General features: G+C 70.1%; 17 protein-coding genes, 1 tRNA gene and 1 pseudogene. 9 read left to right on the top strand and 10 right to left on the bottom strand.

Translation table 11 applies throughout. The features are described from left to right. Together IEY89_RS16410 and nth are read right to left on the bottom strand one after the other, a co-directional pair. Entirely contained in the window at window positions 1-735 is a 735-nt protein-coding gene (locus IEY89_RS16410) for an NUDIX hydrolase (RefSeq protein ID WP_189148125.1), read from the bottom strand. A gap of 125 nt (window positions 736-860) precedes the next feature. Beyond that, the gene (gene nth / locus IEY89_RS16405; RefSeq protein ID WP_189148209.1) at window positions 861-1,934 is read right to left on the bottom strand and encodes an endonuclease III; all 1,074 of its coding nucleotides are present in this window, start codon (window positions 1,932-1,934) and stop codon (window positions 861-863) included. Between the two features lie 579 nt (window positions 1,935-2,513). Between nth and IEY89_RS16400 the strand changes: the two genes are divergently transcribed. The 3 genes from IEY89_RS16400 (at window position 2,514) to IEY89_RS16390 (ending at window position 5,265) form a co-directional block, all read left to right on the top strand. Beyond that, window positions 2,514-3,188, top strand: coding sequence for a Crp/Fnr family transcriptional regulator (locus tag IEY89_RS16400; protein ID WP_006382668.1), 675 nt, complete (start codon window positions 2,514-2,516; stop codon window positions 3,186-3,188). A gap of 139 nt (window positions 3,189-3,327) precedes the next feature. After that, window positions 3,328-4,410 carry an outer membrane protein assembly factor BamB family protein gene (locus IEY89_RS16395; protein ID WP_189148124.1) on the top strand — a complete coding sequence of 361 codons (1,083 nt, stop codon included), beginning with the start codon at window positions 3,328-3,330 and terminating at the stop codon, window positions 4,408-4,410. Between the two features lie 21 nt (window positions 4,411-4,431). Then, complete coding sequence (locus tag IEY89_RS16390; RefSeq protein ID WP_229695257.1) at window positions 4,432-5,265, top strand: nucleotidyltransferase domain-containing protein; 834 nt, start codon at window positions 4,432-4,434, stop codon at window positions 5,263-5,265. 18 nt (window positions 5,266-5,283) lie between these two features. Here IEY89_RS16390 and IEY89_RS16385 read toward each other — a convergent pair whose 3' ends face one another. The 4 genes from IEY89_RS16385 to sp36 all read right to left on the bottom strand — a co-directional run bounded on the left by IEY89_RS16385 (window position 5,284) and on the right by sp36 (window position 7,847). After that, complete coding sequence (locus IEY89_RS16385; RefSeq protein ID WP_189148122.1) at window positions 5,284-6,114, bottom strand: MBL fold metallo-hydrolase; 831 nt, start codon at window positions 6,112-6,114, stop codon at window positions 5,284-5,286. Between the two features lie 91 nt (window positions 6,115-6,205). Beyond that, complete coding sequence (locus IEY89_RS16380; protein ID WP_189148121.1) at window positions 6,206-7,081, bottom strand: NUDIX hydrolase; 876 nt, start codon at window positions 7,079-7,081, stop codon at window positions 6,206-6,208. A 143-nt stretch (window positions 7,082-7,224) separates the two neighbouring features. Next, window positions 7,225-7,692 (bottom strand): RidA family protein, encoded by a 468-nt coding sequence (locus IEY89_RS16375; protein ID WP_189148120.1) that lies wholly within the window; start codon window positions 7,690-7,692, stop codon window positions 7,225-7,227. Then, a complete protein-coding gene (gene sp36, locus IEY89_RS16370) occupies window positions 7,689-7,847 on the bottom strand; it encodes a Sp36 family protein (RefSeq protein WP_019063748.1) in 159 nt (52 codons plus the stop codon). Before sp36 ends, IEY89_RS16375 begins: the two co-directional genes overlap by 4 nt. A gap of 95 nt (window positions 7,848-7,942) precedes the next feature. Between sp36 and bagA the strand changes: the two genes are divergently transcribed. Both bagA and bagB read left to right on the top strand, forming a co-directional pair. Further along, window positions 7,943-8,920, top strand: a complete 978-nt coding sequence (gene bagA / locus IEY89_RS16365) for an ATPase BagA (protein WP_189148119.1) — start codon at window positions 7,943-7,945, stop codon at window positions 8,918-8,920. Next, window positions 8,917-10,356, top strand: a complete 1,440-nt coding sequence (gene bagB, locus IEY89_RS16360) for an ATPase BagB (protein WP_189148118.1) — start codon at window positions 8,917-8,919, stop codon at window positions 10,354-10,356. The genes bagA and bagB overlap by 4 nt, the downstream gene beginning before the upstream one ends. Before the next feature lie 29 nt (window positions 10,357-10,385). On the opposite strand, the gene wblA is transcribed toward bagB, so the two are convergent. Next, window positions 10,386-10,724 carry a transcriptional regulator WblA gene (gene wblA, locus IEY89_RS16355; protein WP_055532849.1) on the bottom strand — a complete coding sequence of 113 codons (339 nt, stop codon included), beginning with the start codon at window positions 10,722-10,724 and terminating at the stop codon, window positions 10,386-10,388. 418 nt (window positions 10,725-11,142) lie between these two features. Here wblA and IEY89_RS16350 point away from each other — a divergent pair, with 418 nt between their 5' ends. Continuing rightward, window positions 11,143-13,446 (top strand): transglycosylase domain-containing protein, encoded by a 2,304-nt coding sequence (locus tag IEY89_RS16350; RefSeq protein ID WP_189148117.1) that lies wholly within the window; start codon window positions 11,143-11,145, stop codon window positions 13,444-13,446. A 170-nt stretch (window positions 13,447-13,616) separates the two neighbouring features. Here the strand turns inward: IEY89_RS16350 and IEY89_RS16345 are convergent, their stop codons facing one another. Beyond that, a complete protein-coding gene (locus IEY89_RS16345; protein WP_189148116.1) occupies window positions 13,617-14,081 on the bottom strand; it encodes a GatB/YqeY domain-containing protein in 465 nt (154 codons plus the stop codon). Window positions 14,082-14,158: 77 nt separating this feature from the next. Between IEY89_RS16345 and IEY89_RS16340 the strand changes: the two genes are divergently transcribed. The 3 genes from IEY89_RS16340 (at window position 14,159) to IEY89_RS16330 (ending at window position 16,032) form a co-directional block, all read left to right on the top strand. Further along, the gene (locus tag IEY89_RS16340; RefSeq protein WP_189148115.1) at window positions 14,159-15,085 is read left to right on the top strand and encodes a metallophosphoesterase; all 927 of its coding nucleotides are present in this window, start codon (window positions 14,159-14,161) and stop codon (window positions 15,083-15,085) included. Window positions 15,086-15,139: 54 nt separating this feature from the next. After that, a complete protein-coding gene (locus tag IEY89_RS16335) occupies window positions 15,140-15,916 on the top strand; it encodes a Pr6Pr family membrane protein (protein WP_189148114.1) in 777 nt (258 codons plus the stop codon). Window positions 15,917-15,958: 42 nt separating this feature from the next. After that, window positions 15,959-16,032: transfer RNA gene (locus tag IEY89_RS16330), tRNA-Pro, on the top strand. A 389-nt stretch (window positions 16,033-16,421) separates the two neighbouring features. Here IEY89_RS16330 and IEY89_RS16325 read toward each other — a convergent pair. Next, complete coding sequence (locus IEY89_RS16325; RefSeq protein WP_189148113.1) at window positions 16,422-16,682, bottom strand: Txe/YoeB family addiction module toxin; 261 nt, start codon at window positions 16,680-16,682, stop codon at window positions 16,422-16,424. A 12-nt stretch (window positions 16,683-16,694) separates the two neighbouring features. Continuing rightward, window positions 16,695-16,876 (bottom strand): annotated as a pseudogene (locus IEY89_RS16320) (type II toxin-antitoxin system Phd/YefM family antitoxin); the annotation flags it as partial. Window positions 16,877-16,997: the final 121 nt, after the last annotated feature.

Genomic DNA, 16,997 nt, shown 5'->3' with positions numbered 1-16,997 from the left:
TCACGCGCGCCAGTCCAGCGGGACCTGCTTGTTCCTGTCCCACGGGCGCTCCCAGCCCGAGTAGTGCATCAGGCGGTCGATGATCCCGGCCGTGAAGCCCCACACGAGGGCCGATTCGACCATAAATGCCGGACCCTTGTGGCCACTTGGGTGCACGGCGGTCGCACGGTTGGCCGGATCCGTGAGATCCGCCACGGGGACCGTGAAGACCCGGGCCGTCTCGTTCGGGTCGACGACCCCGACCGGTGTCGGCTCGCGCCACCAGCCCAGCACGGGCGTGACGACGAAGCCGCTCACCGGGATGTAGAGCTTGGGCAGGACGCCGAAGAGCTGGACGCCGGACGGATCGAGCCCCGTCTCCTCCTCGGCCTCGCGCAGCGCGGCCCGCAACGGGCCGTCGCCCTGCGGATCGCCGTCCTCGGGATCGAGGGCCCCGCCCGGGAAGGAGGGCTGACCGGCGTGGGAGCGCAGCGAACTGGCCCGCTCCATGAGCAGCAGCTCTGGCCCGCCGCCGCCATCACCGCCGTCGCCGCCGCTTCCGGCCTTCCTCTCGCCCTCTCCGAAGAGGATCAGTACGGCCGACTGGCGGCCGGCGCCGTCCTCGGGCGGCAGGAAACGGCTCAGCTGCAGCGGCTCGACCGTCTCGACGGCGTGCACCACCGGATCGAGCCAGCCGGGCAGGCCGTCCTTGCTGATTGTCGCCTCGCCGCCCTGTGTGTTGCTCGCGCGCGTCACCGCCACCCCCGTTCTGCTGCTTCCAACGCCTGCGGCTGCCATGTTGGTTCCGTCGATCGGTTCCGTCGATGCCGGACGGCTCCCGGGCATCGCACCGGGCATCGCACCGGGCATCGCACCGGGCCTCATCCGGCCGCCAGCGGCGGAGCCGGGATGCCGCCCGCGTCGAGGTACGCCTGCGGCGGGTTCAGCCGCTGGCCGGGGAAGCCGCCCTTCTCGTACTTGAGGAGCTTTCGCGCCTTCTCCGGATCCGTCTCGCCCTCCCCGTACGCCGGGCAGAGCGGGGCGAGCGGGCAGGCGCCGCAGGCGGGCTTGCGGGCGTGGCAGATACGGCGGCCGTGGAAGATCACGTGGTGCGAGAGCATCGTCCAGTCGCTCTTGGGGAAGAGCGCGCCGACGGCGGTCTCGATCTTGTCCGGGTCCTTCTCCGCCGTCCACTGCCAGCGGTGCACGAGCCGCTGGAAGTGCGTGTCCACGGTGATGCCGGGGCGCCCGAAGGCGTTGCCGAGCACCACGAAGGCCGTCTTGCGGCCCACACCGGGCAGTTTGACGAGGTCTTCGAGGCGGCCGGGCACCTCGCCGCCGAACTCCTCCGACAGAGCCTTGGACAGACCTATGACAGACCTGGTCTTCGCCCGGAAGAAGCCGGTCGGGCGCAGAATCTCCTCGACCTCCTCGGGGTTGGCGGCGGCCAGGTCCTCGGGAGTGGGGTACTTGGCGAAGAGGGCGGGGGTCGTCTGGTTGACCCTCAGGTCGGTGGTCTGGGCGGACAGGACCGTGGCCACGAGCAGTTGGAAGGAGTTCTCGAAGTCCAGCTCGGGATGGGCGTACGGATAGACCTCGGCGAGCTCGCGGTCGATTCGGCGGGCACGCCGGACGAGCGCGGTGGGCGACTCGTTGCGGGCCGGCTTCGGAGCGGCGGCGGCCTGGGAAGCGGGCTTCGAGGCAGCGCCCTGGGAAGCGGGCTTCGAGGCAGCGCCCTGGGAAGCGGCTTTCGGGCCGACGGCCTTGGCAACGGCAGCCTTGGAGGCGGCGGTTTTGGAAGGGGCAGCCTTGGAGGCGGCGGTTCTGGAAACGACGGTCTTGGAGGCGGGCTTGGTGGCAGCCGACTTCGCAGGGGCGGCCTTCTTGCTCGCGGCCGACTTCGCAGGGGCGGCCCTCTTGGGCGCGGTCTTCTTCGTCGCAGCTTCCTTCGCCACGGCCTTCTCCGTCGCGGCCGACTCCTTCGCGGCCTTCTCCGTCGCGGCCGGCCCCTTCGCCGCTTCCTTCGCCGCGGCTTCCTTCGACACAGCCGGCTTCTTCGCCGCCGCGGAGGCAGCCCTCTTCACCGGCGTGGCCTTCTTCACCGGCGCGCCCGGCCGCGCGGCCCGCTCCTCCGGGGTGCCCTTCACGTCCGTCCCACCCGCCTCGGCCGTTCCGGTCACCTTCTTGGCGGCTTTCTCCACCGACATCACCTCTGCCGCTTTCTCCGCATTCCGACCCCCGCCCGCGCCCTGTTCGCCCACAGCGGAATCACCCTCCGGGGCCACCCGCTCAGCCCCCTTGGCCTGTGCTCTCACCGGCGATTTGGACACCCGGCCAGCCTAGAGCCCGGCACTGACATCCGCCCCGGACCCCGGAGATCGGCGCCCAATTGGCCCCCTGCCACACTGGCCGGGACACCCGTGCGGCATCCTTGTGACAGATCACACTGTTTGGACCGTCCGGCAAGATGGGGAACACGGTCCCCGTTAACCGGGGAGCAAGATCCCCTGAGCAGGTCGACAAGGAGAGAACTCGTGGACGACGTTCTGCGGCGCGCCCCGCTCTTCGCGGCGCTCGATGACGAGCAGGCCGCGGAGCTCCGCGCCTCCATGAGTGAGGTGACCCTCGCGCGCGGTGACGCCCTGTTCCACGAAGGCGACCCGGGTGACCGGCTCTACGTGGTCACCGAGGGCAAGGTCAAGCTCCACCGCACGTCCCCGGACGGGCGCGAGAACATGCTGGCCGTCCTCGGCCCCGGTGAACTGATCGGCGAGCTGTCGCTGTTCGACCCGGGCCCGCGCACCGCCACGGCCACCGCACTGACCGAGGTCAAGCTGCTCGGCCTCGGCCACGGCGACCTCCAGCCCTGGCTGAACGCCCGCCCCGAGGTGGCCGCCGCGCTTCTGCGCGCCGTCGCCCGGCGCCTGCGCAAGACCAACGACCAGATGTCCGACCTGGTCTTCTCCGACGTGCCGGGCCGCGTCGCGCGCGCCCTGCTCGACCTCTCGCGCCGCTTCGGCGTGCAGTCGGAGGAGGGCATCCACGTCGTGCACGACCTGACCCAGGAGGAGCTGGCCCAGCTCGTCGGCGCCTCCCGGGAGACGGTCAACAAGGCGCTCGCCGACTTCGCGGGCCGCGGCTGGCTGCGCCTGGAGGCACGGGCCGTGATCCTGCTGGACGTGGAGCGCCTCGCGAAGCGTTCGCGTTAGCCGGGAGCCGTCCGTACGCGTACGAGGGGCCCTGCCGCATGGCGGGGCCCCTCTCGCATTCGCCGGGTTCATCGGGTTCACCGGGGCGGGGGCCACGCGGTGACGAGAACGTGTTGAACGGAATCAAGGGGTGGGTGGGATGCACCAGGACAGAGCGCCCGAGTCGGTCTGGGCGGCAGCGCCGGAGCCCGCGAAGCGGCGGTTGCGACTCTTCCGCCGGGACCCGGAGGCGCAGACCCTGTGGCAGTCCGGGTTCGAGCAGCAGGACCTCGGCGAGCCGCTCGGCCTGTGGGCGACGGACGAGGCGGTGGCCCTGGCCCGCTTCGACCGCGTGGCGGCGTACGCGCCGGCGACCGGTGAGCCTCTCTGGACCTGGCAGCCGCCGGGCCAGGACGTGATCGTCGGGGTGTCCCAGGACACCCAGGAAGGCCTGGGCATCGTCCTGCACCACGACGACGGCGAGCCGGGCGCCCCGCACGTCCGCCTCACCGCCCTCGACCTCGGCTCCGGGGCCGTGGCCTGGTCGCGCGAGCAGCCGAAGGACCGCCTGGGACACCTCGGCACCGACCACGCGCGCGAGGTGGCGATCGGCGGCGGCCGGGTGGCGACCCTCTCCAGCCGCCCGGCGGACGCGCCGCCGGTCGTCCGGTGTCTCGACGCGCGCACCGGCGCCGTCCAGTGGGAGCGGTCGCTCCCGGACCGGTGGGGCGACTGGTACTCGCTCCTGGCGACGGACCCGCCGGTCCTGTCCGTCCGCAACGACGGCAGGCGCACACGCCCCCGGCTGTACGTGGTCCGCGAGGACGGCCAGTGGCACGTCGAACTTCCCGACGGGTACAAGGACTTCGGGCCCGCGGTCGCCACCGTCGACGACACGCTCGTCGTCGGACTGGAACCGGACGAACCCGTCGGTGACGACGAGAAGGGCGTCGAGGCGCTCCTGCGCGCCTACTCCGTGTCGAGCGGCGAACAGCTCTGGGAGTGGCGCACCGACCACGGCCGTACGCTCCATCCGCTGGTCCACCGCGGGTACTTCATGGTGGGCAACGGCTACGGCAGCCGGGTGACCGTCCTGGACCCCGCCGACGGCCGGGTCGTCGCGGAGCGCAGGGTCCCCGGCTTCAGCTACCGGGCACGGTACGCAGCCTGGGGTGATCGCCTGGCCGTGGTCTGCCACGCGGTGAGCGAGACCCGCCGTCTGCGCGTGTTCCGCTGGAAGTGACGTAGGGGGGTGGCGTACGGAGTGACACCGCGCCCCGGGCTGGACGAGCAGGGCTTCATCGCGCGTGAGGGCTCCCTCGCGCGCGTGCCGCCCGCTTTCCGGCCCGTCGTCGACGCGGCCCGCGACCGGGTCGACGACGTCTTCGGGCTGCGGCTGCACAGCGCGTACCTCTACGGGTCGATCCCGCGCGGCACCGCGCGCGTGGGCCACAGCGACCTGGACCTTCAGCTCGTCCTGCGCGGGGAGCCCACGGAGGCGGACCGGGCGGCGGCCCACGCGCTGGACGCGGCGCTCGACAAGGAGTTCGAGCAGATCGACGGCTCCGGCACGCTGCTGGTCTCGCGGGCTCAGGCGCTGAGCGACCTGGAGAGGCACGACCTGGGCTGGTTCGTGGCCTGCCTCTGCACGCCCCTGCTCGGCGAGGACCTCGCCGAGCAGCTGCCCCGCTACCGTCCCGACTCCCTCCTCGCCCGGGAGACCAACGGCGACCTCGCCTTGTGCCTCCCGCGCTGGCGACGCCTGATCGCCGAGGCGACCGCCCCGGGGGCTCCTCCGGGCGCGGTACGCGCACGCGTGCGGGGTATTTCCCGTCGACTCGTACGTACCGGCTTCACCCTCGTCATGCCGCGCTGGGAGGGCTGGACCAGTGATCTGTACGAGATGGCCGAGGCGTTCGCCGCGTACTACCCGGAATGGGGCCCCTCCATGAGGGAGGCCGCGTCACTGGGCGACGAGCCGACGGACGACCCGGCCGTCCTGCGGTCGTTCCTGCGCTCGCACGTCGAGGAGCTGGGCTCGTGGCTCGCCGAGGAGTACACGCGCGTGCACGGCGTCAAGGCACCCAGGCCCGGCTGACAGCGCCCGAGCGGCCAGCTAGATGAGGCCGTGGTCACGGAGGTACTCCAGCTGGGCGCGTACGGACAGTTCGGCGGCCGGCCACAGGGAGCGGTCCACGTCCGCGTATACGTGGGCGACGACCTCGGCGGGGCCGGTGTAGCCGTTCTCGACCGCCGTCTCGACCTGGGCGAGCCGGTGGGCGCGGTGGGCGAGATAGAACTCGACAGCCCCCTGTGCGTCGTCCAGGACAGGCCCGTGGCCCGGCAGGACGATGTGCACGCCGTCGTCCACCGTCAGGGACCTGAGCCGCCGCAGGGAGTCCAGGTAGTCCCCCAGGCGGCCGTCAGGATGGGCCACCACGGTCGTGCCGCGCCCCAGGACGGTGTCACCGGTCAGGACGGCCCGATCGGCCGGGAGATGGAAGCACAGCGAGTCCGCGGTGTGCCCCGGCGTCGGTACGACCCTCAGCTCCAGCCCGCCGACGCTCACGACGTCCCCGTGCCCGAGTCCCTCGTCCCCCAGCCGCAGCGCCGGGTCGAGCGCCCGCACGTGCGTCCCCGTCAGCTCGGCGAACCGCGCGGCGCCCTCCGCATGGTCCGGATGCCCGTGCGTGAGCAGCGTCAGCGCGACCCGTTTGCCGCCCTTTCGCGCGGTGTCGACGACATGCCTGAGGTGCACGTCGTCAAGGGGCCCCGGATCGACGACGACCGCCAGTTCGGAATCCGGCTCGGAGACGATCCAGGTGTTCGTGCCGTCGAGGGTCATCGCGGAGGCGTTGGGCGCGAGGACGTTGACCGCGCGCGCGGTGGCGGGTCCCGAGAGAACCCCGCCGCGCGGCTGGCCGGGGAGAGCGGCGGCTTCGGTCATGCGGGGGCACCTGCCGGGGTGTGGGGGGCTGCCAGGGGATCGGTCCCGGTCGTGGTCGCGTGCGGGTTCGTGGTCGTGGTCGCGGTCGCGGTCATCCGGGAGTTCCGCCGGTCCGGATGTGCTTGGTGAACTCGTCGTGCCCCGGCCAGGCGAGCACGATCTCGCCGTCCTTGAGGCTGGCCCTGGCCAGGACAGGCGCCAGGTCGCGCTCCAGAGCCCCCGCGAGGGCCCCGGACGCGCTGTCGTACGGGGCCAGCGCGCGCAGGGTCGCGATCGTGGGCGGCATCATCAGGAGCTCGCCCCTGTCGTACGCGGCTGCCGCGTCGGCCGGTCCGATCCACACCGTGCGGTCCGCCTCCGTGGAGGCGTTCCGGGTCCGCTGCCCCTGTGGGAGCGCCGCGACGAAGAACCAGGTGTCGTAGCGGCGTGACTCGAACTCCGGGGTGATCCAGCGGGCCCACGCCCCGAGGAGGTCCGAGCGGAGCACCAGCCCGCGTCGGTCCAGGAACTCGGCGAAGGACAGCTCGCGGGCGACCAGGGCGGCGCGGTCCGCCTCCCAGTCGTCGCCCGTCGTGTCGCCGACCACGGAATCGGCGGCCGGGCCCGCGAGCAGGACGCCCGCCTCCTCGTACGTCTCCCGTACCGCGGCGCAGACGACCGCCTGTGCGGACGTCTCGTCGGTGCCCAGGCCCAGCCGGGAGGCCCACCACGCGCGCGTGGGGCCCGCCCAGCGGATCAGGTGGTCGTCGTCGCGCGGGTCGACTCCGCCGCCCGGATACGCGTACGCGCCCCCGGCGAAGGCCATGGAGGCGCGTCTGCGGAGCATGTGGACGACGGGGCCGGTGTCGGTGTCCTTCAGGAGCATGACGGTGGCCGCGCGCTTGGGGGTGACCGGGGTGAGGGTGCCTTCGGCGAGCCCGCGGATGAGGTCCGGCCACTCCGGTGGGTACCACTGCCCGTTTGCCATGGGCGGAGGCTATCCGGTGGTGGGCGCATGTTCGAGGCCCCGAGGTTTCTCGCCCCCGCCGCCCCTACCCGTCCCATCCCTAGGGCTGCGCCCCCAGACCCCCTACGGCCCTGAACGGGCCTCGTCCTCAAACGCCGGACGGGCTAAAGAGCGCTCAGCTCCACCTGGACCTCGACCTCGACGGGCGCGTCGAGTGGCAGTACCGCCACGCCGACCGCGCTGCGGGCGTGGACGCCCTTGTCGCCCAGTACCTCGCCGAGGAGTTCACTCGCGCCGTTGAGAACCGCGGGCTGGCCCGTGAAGTCGGGCGCCGAGGCGATGAAGCCGACGACCTTCACGACGCGCGCGATCCGGTCGAGGTCACCGGCGACCGACTTGACCGCCGCGAGCGCGTTCAGCGCACACGTACGGGCGAGTTGTTTGGCCTCCTCGGGCGTGACCTCCGCGCCCACCTTGCCGGTGACCGGAAGTTTCCCGTCCACCATGGGCAGCTGGCCCGAGGTGTACACGTACACCCCCGATTGCACAGCCGGCTGGTACGCGGCCAGCGGCGGTACGACCGCGGGCAGGGTCAGGCCCAGCTCGGCGAGGCGCGCCTCGACCGCGCTCACGCCTTCTCCCGCTTCAGGTACGCCACGAGCTGCTCGGGGTTGTTCGGCCCGGGCACGACCTGGACGAGCTCCCAGCCGTCCTCGCCCCAGGTATCCAGAATCTGCTTCGTGGCGTGGACGAGCAGCGGCACGGTCGAGTATTCCCACTTGGTCATGGAGGCGACTTTATCCGCTGGCGCGAGGCAGTCCGCGCCCACGTTGTCCACAGCCCCCGGCGTAGCTTCGGGCCGGACTGGTTAACCTCGAATACGTGAGCAGGTTCCAGGTCGTCAGCGGTAAGGGCGGGACCGGAAAGACCACGGTCGCCGCAGCGCTCTCGCTCGCCCTCGCCACCGAGGGGAAGCGCACGCTTCTCGTCGAGGTCGAGGGCAGGCAGGGCATCGCGCAGCTCTTCGAGACAGAAGTGCTGCCTTATGAGGAGCGGAAGATCGCCGTCGCTCCCGGGGGCGGGGAGGTGTTCGCCCTCGCCATCGACCCCGAGCAGGCGCTGCTGGACTACCTCCAGATGTTCTACAAACTCGGGAGTGCCGGCCGTGCCCTGAAGAAACTCGGCGCGATCGACTTCGCCACCACCGTCGCCCCCGGGATCAGGGACGTACTCCTGACCGGCAAGGCGTGCGAGGCGGTCCGGCGGAAGGACAAGAGCGGACGGTTCGTCTACGACCACGTCGTGATGGACGCGCCGCCGACCGGCCGCATCACCCGTTTCCTGAACGTCAACGACGAGGTGGCCGGCCTCGCGAAGATCGGCCCGATACACAATCAGGCGCAGGCCGTGATGCGCGTGCTCAAGTCGCCAGAGACGGCGGTGCATCTGGTGACCCTGCTGGAGGAGATGCCCGTCCAGGAGACCGCGGACGGTATCGCCGAGCTGCGGGCGGCGAAGCTGCCGGTCGGGCGGATCATCGTCAACATGGTGCGGCCGGAGGTTTTGGACGAGGCCGAGCTGGAACTCGTACGAGCGGCTCCGCGGTCCGCGCTCGCGCGGTCGCTGTCGGCCGCCGGGCTCGGCGGGGCGCGGCGCGGCGGGAACGCCGAGAAGCTGGTGGATCCGCTGCTGACCCAGGCCGAGGAGTACGCCGAGCGGTATGCGCTGGAGCACGAACAGCGTTCCGTGCTGAGCGAGTTGCAATTGCCGTTGCACGAACTGCCGTTGTTCACCGAGGGCATGGACCTGGCAGGTCTGTACGAACTGGCCAACGAGCTGCGGAAGCAGAGGATGTCATGAGCCCGGATCCGCACGACACCGCTTCCCGCCATGGCCTGTACCCCGCGCGCGTGCTTGAGGTGGACCCGTTGATCGACGATCCGAAGACTCGGATCGTGGTGTGCTGCGGGGCCGGCGGGGTGGGTAAGACGACCACCGCGGCGGCGCTCGGGCTGCGCGCCGCCGAGCGGGGGCGGAAGGTGGTCGTGCTCACCATCGACCCGGCCCGCAGACTCGCCCAGTCCATGGGCATCGACTCGCTCGACAACGTGCCGCGGCGGGTCAAGGGCGTCGAGGGCGGCGGCGAACTGCACGCCATGATGCTCGACATGAAGCGGACGTTCGACGAGATCGTCGAGGCGCACGCCGACGGTGAGCGGGCCGCCGCGATTCTCGCCAACCCCTTCTACCAGTCGCTCTCGGCGGGCTTCGCGGGCACGCAGGAGTACATGGCGATGGAGAAGCTGGGGCAACTGCGGTCGCGCGACGAGTGGGATCTCATCGTCGTCGACACGCCTCCGTCCCGGTCCGCGCTGGACTTCCTGGACGCCCCGAAGCGGCTCGGTTCGTTTCTCGACGGCCGGCTGATCCGGCTGCTGACGGCGCCGGCGAAGCTGGGCGGGCGCGCGGGAATGAAGTTCCTGAACGTCGGGATGTCGATGATGACCGGCACCCTGGGCAAGCTTCTGGGCGGCCAACTCCTCAAGGACGTCCAGACGTTCGTGGCCGCGATGGACACCACCTTCGGTGGTTTCCGTACCCGCGCCGACGCCACGTTCCAGCTGCTTCAGGCGCCCGGCACGGCGTTCCTGGTGGTGGCGGCCCCGGAGCGGGACGCGCTGCGCGAGGCCGCGTACTTCGTGGAACGGCTGGCCGCGGAGAAGATGCCGCTCGCCGGACTGGTGCTCAACCGGGTCCATGGCAGCGGCGCCACCCAGCTGTCGGCCGAGCGTGCGCTCGCCGCCGCGGAAAATCTTGAAGAGCCCCGCATTGTCGATCAGGAGGACGGGAAAGCTGGACTTCGTAACTCTCCCGACACGTACGGCAGTTCAGATCATCCGGACCATCCAGATCGCTCGGACCGTTCGGAGCCCCCGGTTTCCGGGGACCCCGAGGTTGCCGAGACACCAGCTCCCGAGGCAGACGTCGAAGAACACGTCGAAGGCTCCCCCACCGCCACCGACAGTGACCCGACGGCCGACCCGAGTGAACCCACCGTCCAACAACTCACCGCAGGCCTGCTCCGGCTGCACGCCGACCGTATGCAACTGCTCTCCCGCGAGCAGCGCACACGCGACCGCTTCACCGCGCGCCACCCGGAGGTGGCGGTGACCGAGGTCGCCGCACTGCCCGGCGATGTACATGACCTCGCGGGCCTGCGGAACATCGGCAACCGGCTCGCGACCGAACGGCCGGAGCTTCCGGAGCCGCCGGAGCTTCCGAAGACGGGTAACTGACCGGGACGGCGGTGACCGACCGAGACGGCTCAGCTCACCGCCAAGTAGTTCTCGTACACCTCTTCCTCGTCGAGGGGCAGGATTCCCGCCCCCCGCTCGTACTCCGTACGCGCGGTTTCGAGCAGCCGACGCCACGAGGTGACGGTGGGACGCCTGCGCAGCAGTGCGCGGCGCTCCCGCTCCGTCATTCCTCCCCACACGCCGAACTCGACACGGTTGTCGAGCGCGTCAGCCAGGCATTCCGTGCGTACCGGACATCCGGTGCACACCGCCTTGGCCCTGTTCTGCGCTGCTCCTTGAACGAACAGTTCATCCGGATCGGTAGTGCGGCAGGCCGCCTGCGCACTCCAGTCGGTAACCCAGCCCATACCGGCGCCGTCCTCTCCCGAATCGAGGCTCCCCCACGGCGGCAGCGGCATATTCACCGCCGCCAGTTGAGGACGTTACGGAAGGTGGGCACAGCGCAACACCCCCTTCGGGCCCAATCTTGAATGGCCCGAACGGACTATGGGTAAGCGGCAGATCACCCGGGGGAGTGAGCGACCGACATGCGCGACTATCCAGACGAAGTGGGAGGGTTTGACCGAGTCACAACGGGCACCACGTGACACACGAGGCGAATCCGGGCACGTACTCCACAAAAAATCCAAAAAAAGTTGGGCTACATCCGAACCGTTTCGGGTCTCCCGGACGTATTGATACGTGACCTCACTGCTGTGACAGTTGTGAACAGCTTAGGCCAAGGCCTATACGTGTGTCCGGCGAATGAGAACGTAGGCTGCCCTCATGCCAAACAAGCGCTCGGGCGGTGGCCTGTCGGTAGTCCAGCAGGCCGCCAAGTTCCTCGGTGTCAGCGTGCTCGCGGGAGCCGTCATGGCGGGTATCGCCCTGCCAGCCGCCGGCGCGCTCGGTCTCGCGGCCAAGGGTTCGGTCGAGGGGTTCGACGAGATCCCCGCCAATCTCAAGCGCCCGCCGCTCAGCCAGCGCACCACGATCCTGGACGCCAAGGGCGGCCAGCTCGCGACGGTCTACTCGCGCGACCGCACGGTCGTCGAGCTCAAGGACATCTCGCCGTACATGCAGAAGGCGATCGTCGCGATCGAGGACTCCCGGTTCTACGAGCACGGCGCGGTCGACCTCAAGGGTGTCCTGCGGGCACTCAACAAGAACGCGCAGAGCGGCGGCGTCGCCGAGGGCGCCTCCACGCTCACGCAGCAGTACGTGAAGAACGTCTTCGTGGAGGAGGCCGGCGACGACCCGACGAAGGTCGCGCAGGCCCAGCAGCAGACGATCGGCCGCAAGATCAAGGAGCTGAAGTTCGCGATCCAGGTCGAGGAGGAGCTGGGCAAGAAGAAGATCCTCGAGAACTACCTGAACATCACGTTCTTCGGCCAGCAGGCCTACGGCGTCGAGGCCGGCGCCCGCCGCTACTTCTCCAAGTCCGCGAAGGACCTCACCCTCCCCCAGGCGGCCCTCCTGGCCGGCGTCGTCCAGTCGCCGACCCGGTACGACCCGGTGAACGACCCGGCGGAGGCCACCAAGCGCCGCAACACCGTGCTCCAGCGCATGGCGGAGGTCGGTGACATCTCCCCGCAGGAGGCCGCCGCCGCCAAGGAGAAACCGCTCGGCCTGAAGGTCAGCCAGCCCAAGAACGGCTGCATCGCGGCGGTCAAGGGCGCGGGCTTCTTCTGCAAGTACGTCGAGCAGGAGTTCCTCGGCAACCCGGTCTTCGGCAAGACCCGCGAGGCCCGGGCGAAGACCTGGAACCAGGGCGGACTGACCATCCGTACGACGCTGGACCCGCAGGCGCAGACGTCCGTGCAGGCGTCGATCAAGGAACACGTGTACAAGTCGGACTCGGTCGCGACGGCGGTCACGCTGGTCGAGCCGGGCACCGGCAAGATCCTCGGCATGGGCCAGTCGAAGCCGTACGGCTACGGCAAGAACGAGACCGAGATCAACTACTCGGTCGGCAACGACAGGGGCGGCTCCAACTTCGGCTTCCCGACCGGTTCGACGTTCAAGCCGTTCGTGGCGGCGGCGGCCCTGGAGGAGGGCCGCCCGGCGATCCAGGAGTACTCGTCGCCGTACGAGATGGAGTACCCGAGCCCGGTCCAGACGTGCAGCGGCAAGCCGTGGATCAACCAGGAAAACGCGAAGGTGGAGAACGAGAGCGAGTCGGAGAAGGGCCCGTACCGCCTGCGCAAGGCGATGGAGCTGTCGGTCAACACCTACTTCGTGCAGATGATCTCCGACATCGGCCTGTGCCCGGTGATGAAGATGGCCGACGCGCTCCACGTGACGCAGGGCAACGGCGACAAGCTCCCCGAGGTACCCGCCATCGCCCTCGGTTCCAAGGGCATCTCCCCGCTGACGATGGCGAGCGCGTACGCGGCCTTCGCCTCCCGGGGCATGTACTGCACGCCGGTCGCCATCGAGTCGATCAGGCAGAAGGCCAACGGCCAGGAGAAGTCGCTGGAGGTCCCCAAGTCGACGTGCTCGCGCGCGATGTCGGAGACCACCGCGGACACGATCAACACCCTGCTCCGGGGCGTGGTCGACTCCGGCACCGGCCAGGAGGCCGGCCTCACCGACGGCCGGGACAACGCCGGTAAGACGGGTACGACGGACGAGCGCAGGAACGCCTGGTTCGTCGGCTACACGCCGACGCTGTCCGGTGCCGTCTGGGTCGGCAGCGCCATGCAGAACGTGAAGATGCGCAACATCAGGATCGGCGGCGAGTACCACGACCTCGTCTTCGGCGGCAGAGTCCCGGGCCCCATCTGGAAGGACGCCATGACCGGCGCCCTCGAAGGCAAGGAGTCCGGGCAGTTCAACCTCGTCCCCATCATCGAACCGCCCGTCCAGCAGCCGGACGACAACGGCGACAACGGCGGTGACACCGGGGACGACAACGGCGGAAACAACAACGGCGGCGCGACGGACGGCAACAACAACGGCGGCAACGCGACGTTCCCGACCCCGTCCTTCTCCCTCCCCGAGGGCTTCATCCAGGGCAACGACAACGGCGGGAACAACGGGAACAACGGGAACAGCAACGGGAACGGCGGCAGCGGAGGGTTCCCGTAGAGGGGCCGGGCCGCACAGGTCCGCACGGGTCCGCGCTCCGAGTGGAGTGAGTGAGTCCGTAGGTACGTGAATGGGGGCGCCCTTCCTGGGAAGGGCGCCCCCATTCACGTACGTGCGTACAGGTGCGCCGGCGTCCGTGATGTACCCGGCGCGTCGGTGTTCGCCGCGGGTCAGCCCGCGAGGAGCTTCTTGACTGCGGCGGCGACCCGGCCGCCCTCGGCGAGGCCCGCGACCTTCGGGTTCACGATCTTCATGACCTGGCCCATGGCACGCGGCCCCTCGGCACCGGCCGCCTTCGCCTCCTCGACGGCCTGGGCGACGATCCGGTTCAGCTCGTCGTCGTCGAGCTGCTTGGGCAGGTAGGTCGCGAGGATCTCGCCCTCCGCCTTCTCGCGCTCGGCCTGCTCGGGGCGGTCGCCCTGCGCGAAGGCCTCGGCGGCCTCCCGGCGCTTCTTCGCCTCACGGGTGATCACCTTGGTGACCTCCTCGTCGGAGAGTTCGCGCTTCTCCTTGCCGGAGACCTCTTCCTGGGTGATCGCGGTGAGGGTGAGCCGGAGCGTCGAGGAGCGGAGCTCGTCGCGCTCCTTGATGGCGGCGTTGAGGTCTTCCCTGAGCTTCGACTTGAGCGTGGTCATGGATCGATTGTCGCAGGTGCGGGAAGGGCACCGCCCGTGGATTTCCACCGTCCCGCCGCGCCTGACACCATGGGAGCATGCGCGCGCGATACGCAGTACCCCTGGGAATCACGGCCGTTGCCGCCGCCGGCCTCGTCTACTCGGCGGGTTTCGAGACCCGCTCCTTCCGCCTCCGCCGAGTGACCGTGCCGGTGCTCCCCGCGGGTATGCGCCCGCTGCGCGTGCTCCAGGTCTCCGACATCCACATGGTCGGCGGGCAGTACAAGAAGCAGCGCTGGCTCCGCTCCCTGGCCGGCCTGCGCCCCGACTTCGTGATCAACACGGGCGACAACCTGTCCGACCCGGAGGGCGTGCCCGAGGTGCTGGACGCGCTCGGCCCGCTGATGGAGTTCCCGGGCGCGTACGTCTTCGGCTCGAACGACTACTACGGCCCCAAACCCCGTAACCCCGCCCGCTACCTGGTCGAGAAGGTCCAGGGCAAGCACGGCCTCAACGGCAACGCGCCGGCCGTCGACGTGGTCCACAACCCGTGGGAGGACCTGCGCGACGGCTTCGACACCGCGGGCTGGCTGAACCTGACGAACACCCGCGGCACGCTGAAGATCGACGGCATGTCCGTGGAGCTGACGGGCCTGGACGACCCGCACATCAAGCGGGACCGGTACGACCAGGTCGCCGGCGGCCCCTCGAAGGCGGCGGACTTCTCGCTGGCCGTCGTCCACGCCCCCTACCTCCGGGTCCTGGACGCGTTCACAGCGGACGCGTACCCGCTGACCCTCGCCGGCCACACGCACGGCGGCCAGCTGTGCATCCCCTTCTACGGCGCCCTGGTCACCAACTGCGACCTCGACACCGACCGCGTGAAGGGCCTGTCCACGCACACGGCGGAGGGCCGGACGTCGTACCTGCACGTCTCGGCGGGCTGCGGCGCCAACCGCTACACGCCGGTACGGTTCGCCTGCCCGCCCGAGGCGACCCTCCTGACACTGACGCCGCGGACGTAACCCACACAGCCCGCCCGAATCGCCCCCTTTGCCCCACCGCCCTAGCGTGAGGGCATGACCGCCCCGATACCCAGGGACATCCCGGACCTCCCCGCTCTCCCGGGCGGACCGGCCCTCCTCTCCTCCCCCGTCCCCGCCACGGCGGTGGTGACGCCGGTACGCCGTCCCGTGACGGCGATCTTCCGCCTCCTCACCGCCGCCGCCGCGGCCACGGCCGTGACAGCCGAACTGCTCCTCGGCAGCCCGCTCCACGTCCTGAGCCAGTTCACGATCCAGAGCAGCATCCTGCTGACCCTGGTCATGACCGTCTCGGCCCGCCGCGCCTGGACAGCCCGCCGCCCCCTGCCCGCCGCCCTCACGGGCGCCGCACTCCTGTACGTCGTGATCGCGGCCCTGGTCCACCACACGCTGCTGACAAACCCCTCGAGCCCGTTCGCCACCACGGCCTCACCGACGGGCTGGCACGCCGTCACCGACCAGATGCTGCATACGGCGGTCCCGATCGCGGCACTCGTGAACCTGCTGCTCATGACCGCCTCGGGCCACCTGCACCTGCGCCAGGCGGCACCCTGGCTCCTGTACCCCCTGGCATACCTGGCCTTCTCCCTGGCCCGAGGCGAACTGCTCCTCCCGGGCACGCCGAACCGCTACCTGTACGGCTTCCTCGACGTGGCCGAGCACGGCTACAAGAGCGTCCTGGGCAACGCCCTCCTCCTCGGCCTCGCCTTTTACGCCCTGGCCGTCCTCCTCGTAACCCTCGACCACATCCGCCCGAACCCCGTCCACCACCGCGCCAAAACCGGATTTCGCCTGGGGCCACCCGTGGGCTAAAGTAAACGACGTCGCCGCGACAAGCAGGACAAGCAGCGACATCGGGGTGTAGCGCAGCTTGGCAGCGCGCTTCGTTCGGGACGAAGAGGTCGTGGGTTCAAATCCCGCCACCCCGACAGCTAAGCACCACGAAATCAGGGCCACCTACTCAAGTTGTCGGTGGCCCTGATTTCGTGGTGCGTGACCAACTGCGTGACTACCGCTTCGGACCAGCGCCGAAGATGCCGTCCATGGCGGTCGCGCCGGACTGGATCACCGGCGGGTCTGCTTCCGCCAGACCGCCTCTCTTCCGTGACGGCATACTTGAGTGACCGACCAGACGGTAGATCTCCTTCAGTAGCAGGCCGCTGTCGGACAGGATCGACACGGAGCTCGGCCGAAACTCCCGGGGCGTCCACTCCTGGGGGTTGGGCCCTTCGGCGATGGATGCCTATCTGCCGCCCGGCGACATGGCCCCCGGGAGCAGCGCTATCGCGCGTAGCCCGCTCGATCCGCTCGTGTCGCGTCAGTGCTCATAGTGGTAGCGGCACTGCGCGATCAGGACGCTGTCCTCGGTGGCCTTGCAGATCAGCCGGTGCTCGTCGTTGATGCGGCGCGACCAGTAGCCCTGGAAGCCGTGCTTGAGCGGTTCCGGTTTCCCGATCCCCTCGTTGCCGTTCCGGGCAATGTCCGCAACGAGCGTGTTGATGCGCTTCAGGATCTTGCGGTCCTGAAGCTGCCACCAGAGGTAGTCCTCCCAGGCGCGAGAGGAGAAGGTGATCTTCATTCGCGGCCCTCGTCAGTCGGCCGTCAGCTCGCGTACGGTCCCGCCGCGCTTTCCAGCTCGTCGATGGACGCGAGCAGGCGCCGGGCATTCGCAGGGCTGCGCAACAGGTACGCCGTCTCCTTCAGGGACTCGTAGTCCTCAAGGGAGACGATGACGACCGGTTCGTGTCCGGCCCGGGTGATGACGACCTCTTCGGCAGCGTGGCAAGCGCCTGAACGAGGGCTGCGACCGGGCGACCTCCCGCGCGCAGGTTCCGCGGCGAACCCCTCGCGTGGGCCGTCGCCCGGCCGTCGCCCGGTCGTGGGCCGGCCGTCG

The organism is Streptomyces lacrimifluminis, assembly GCF_014646095.1.
Taxonomy (GTDB): Bacteria; Actinomycetota; Actinomycetes; order Streptomycetales; family Streptomycetaceae; genus Streptomyces; species Streptomyces lacrimifluminis.
This window is presented reverse-complemented; position numbering and strand designations above follow the sequence as displayed.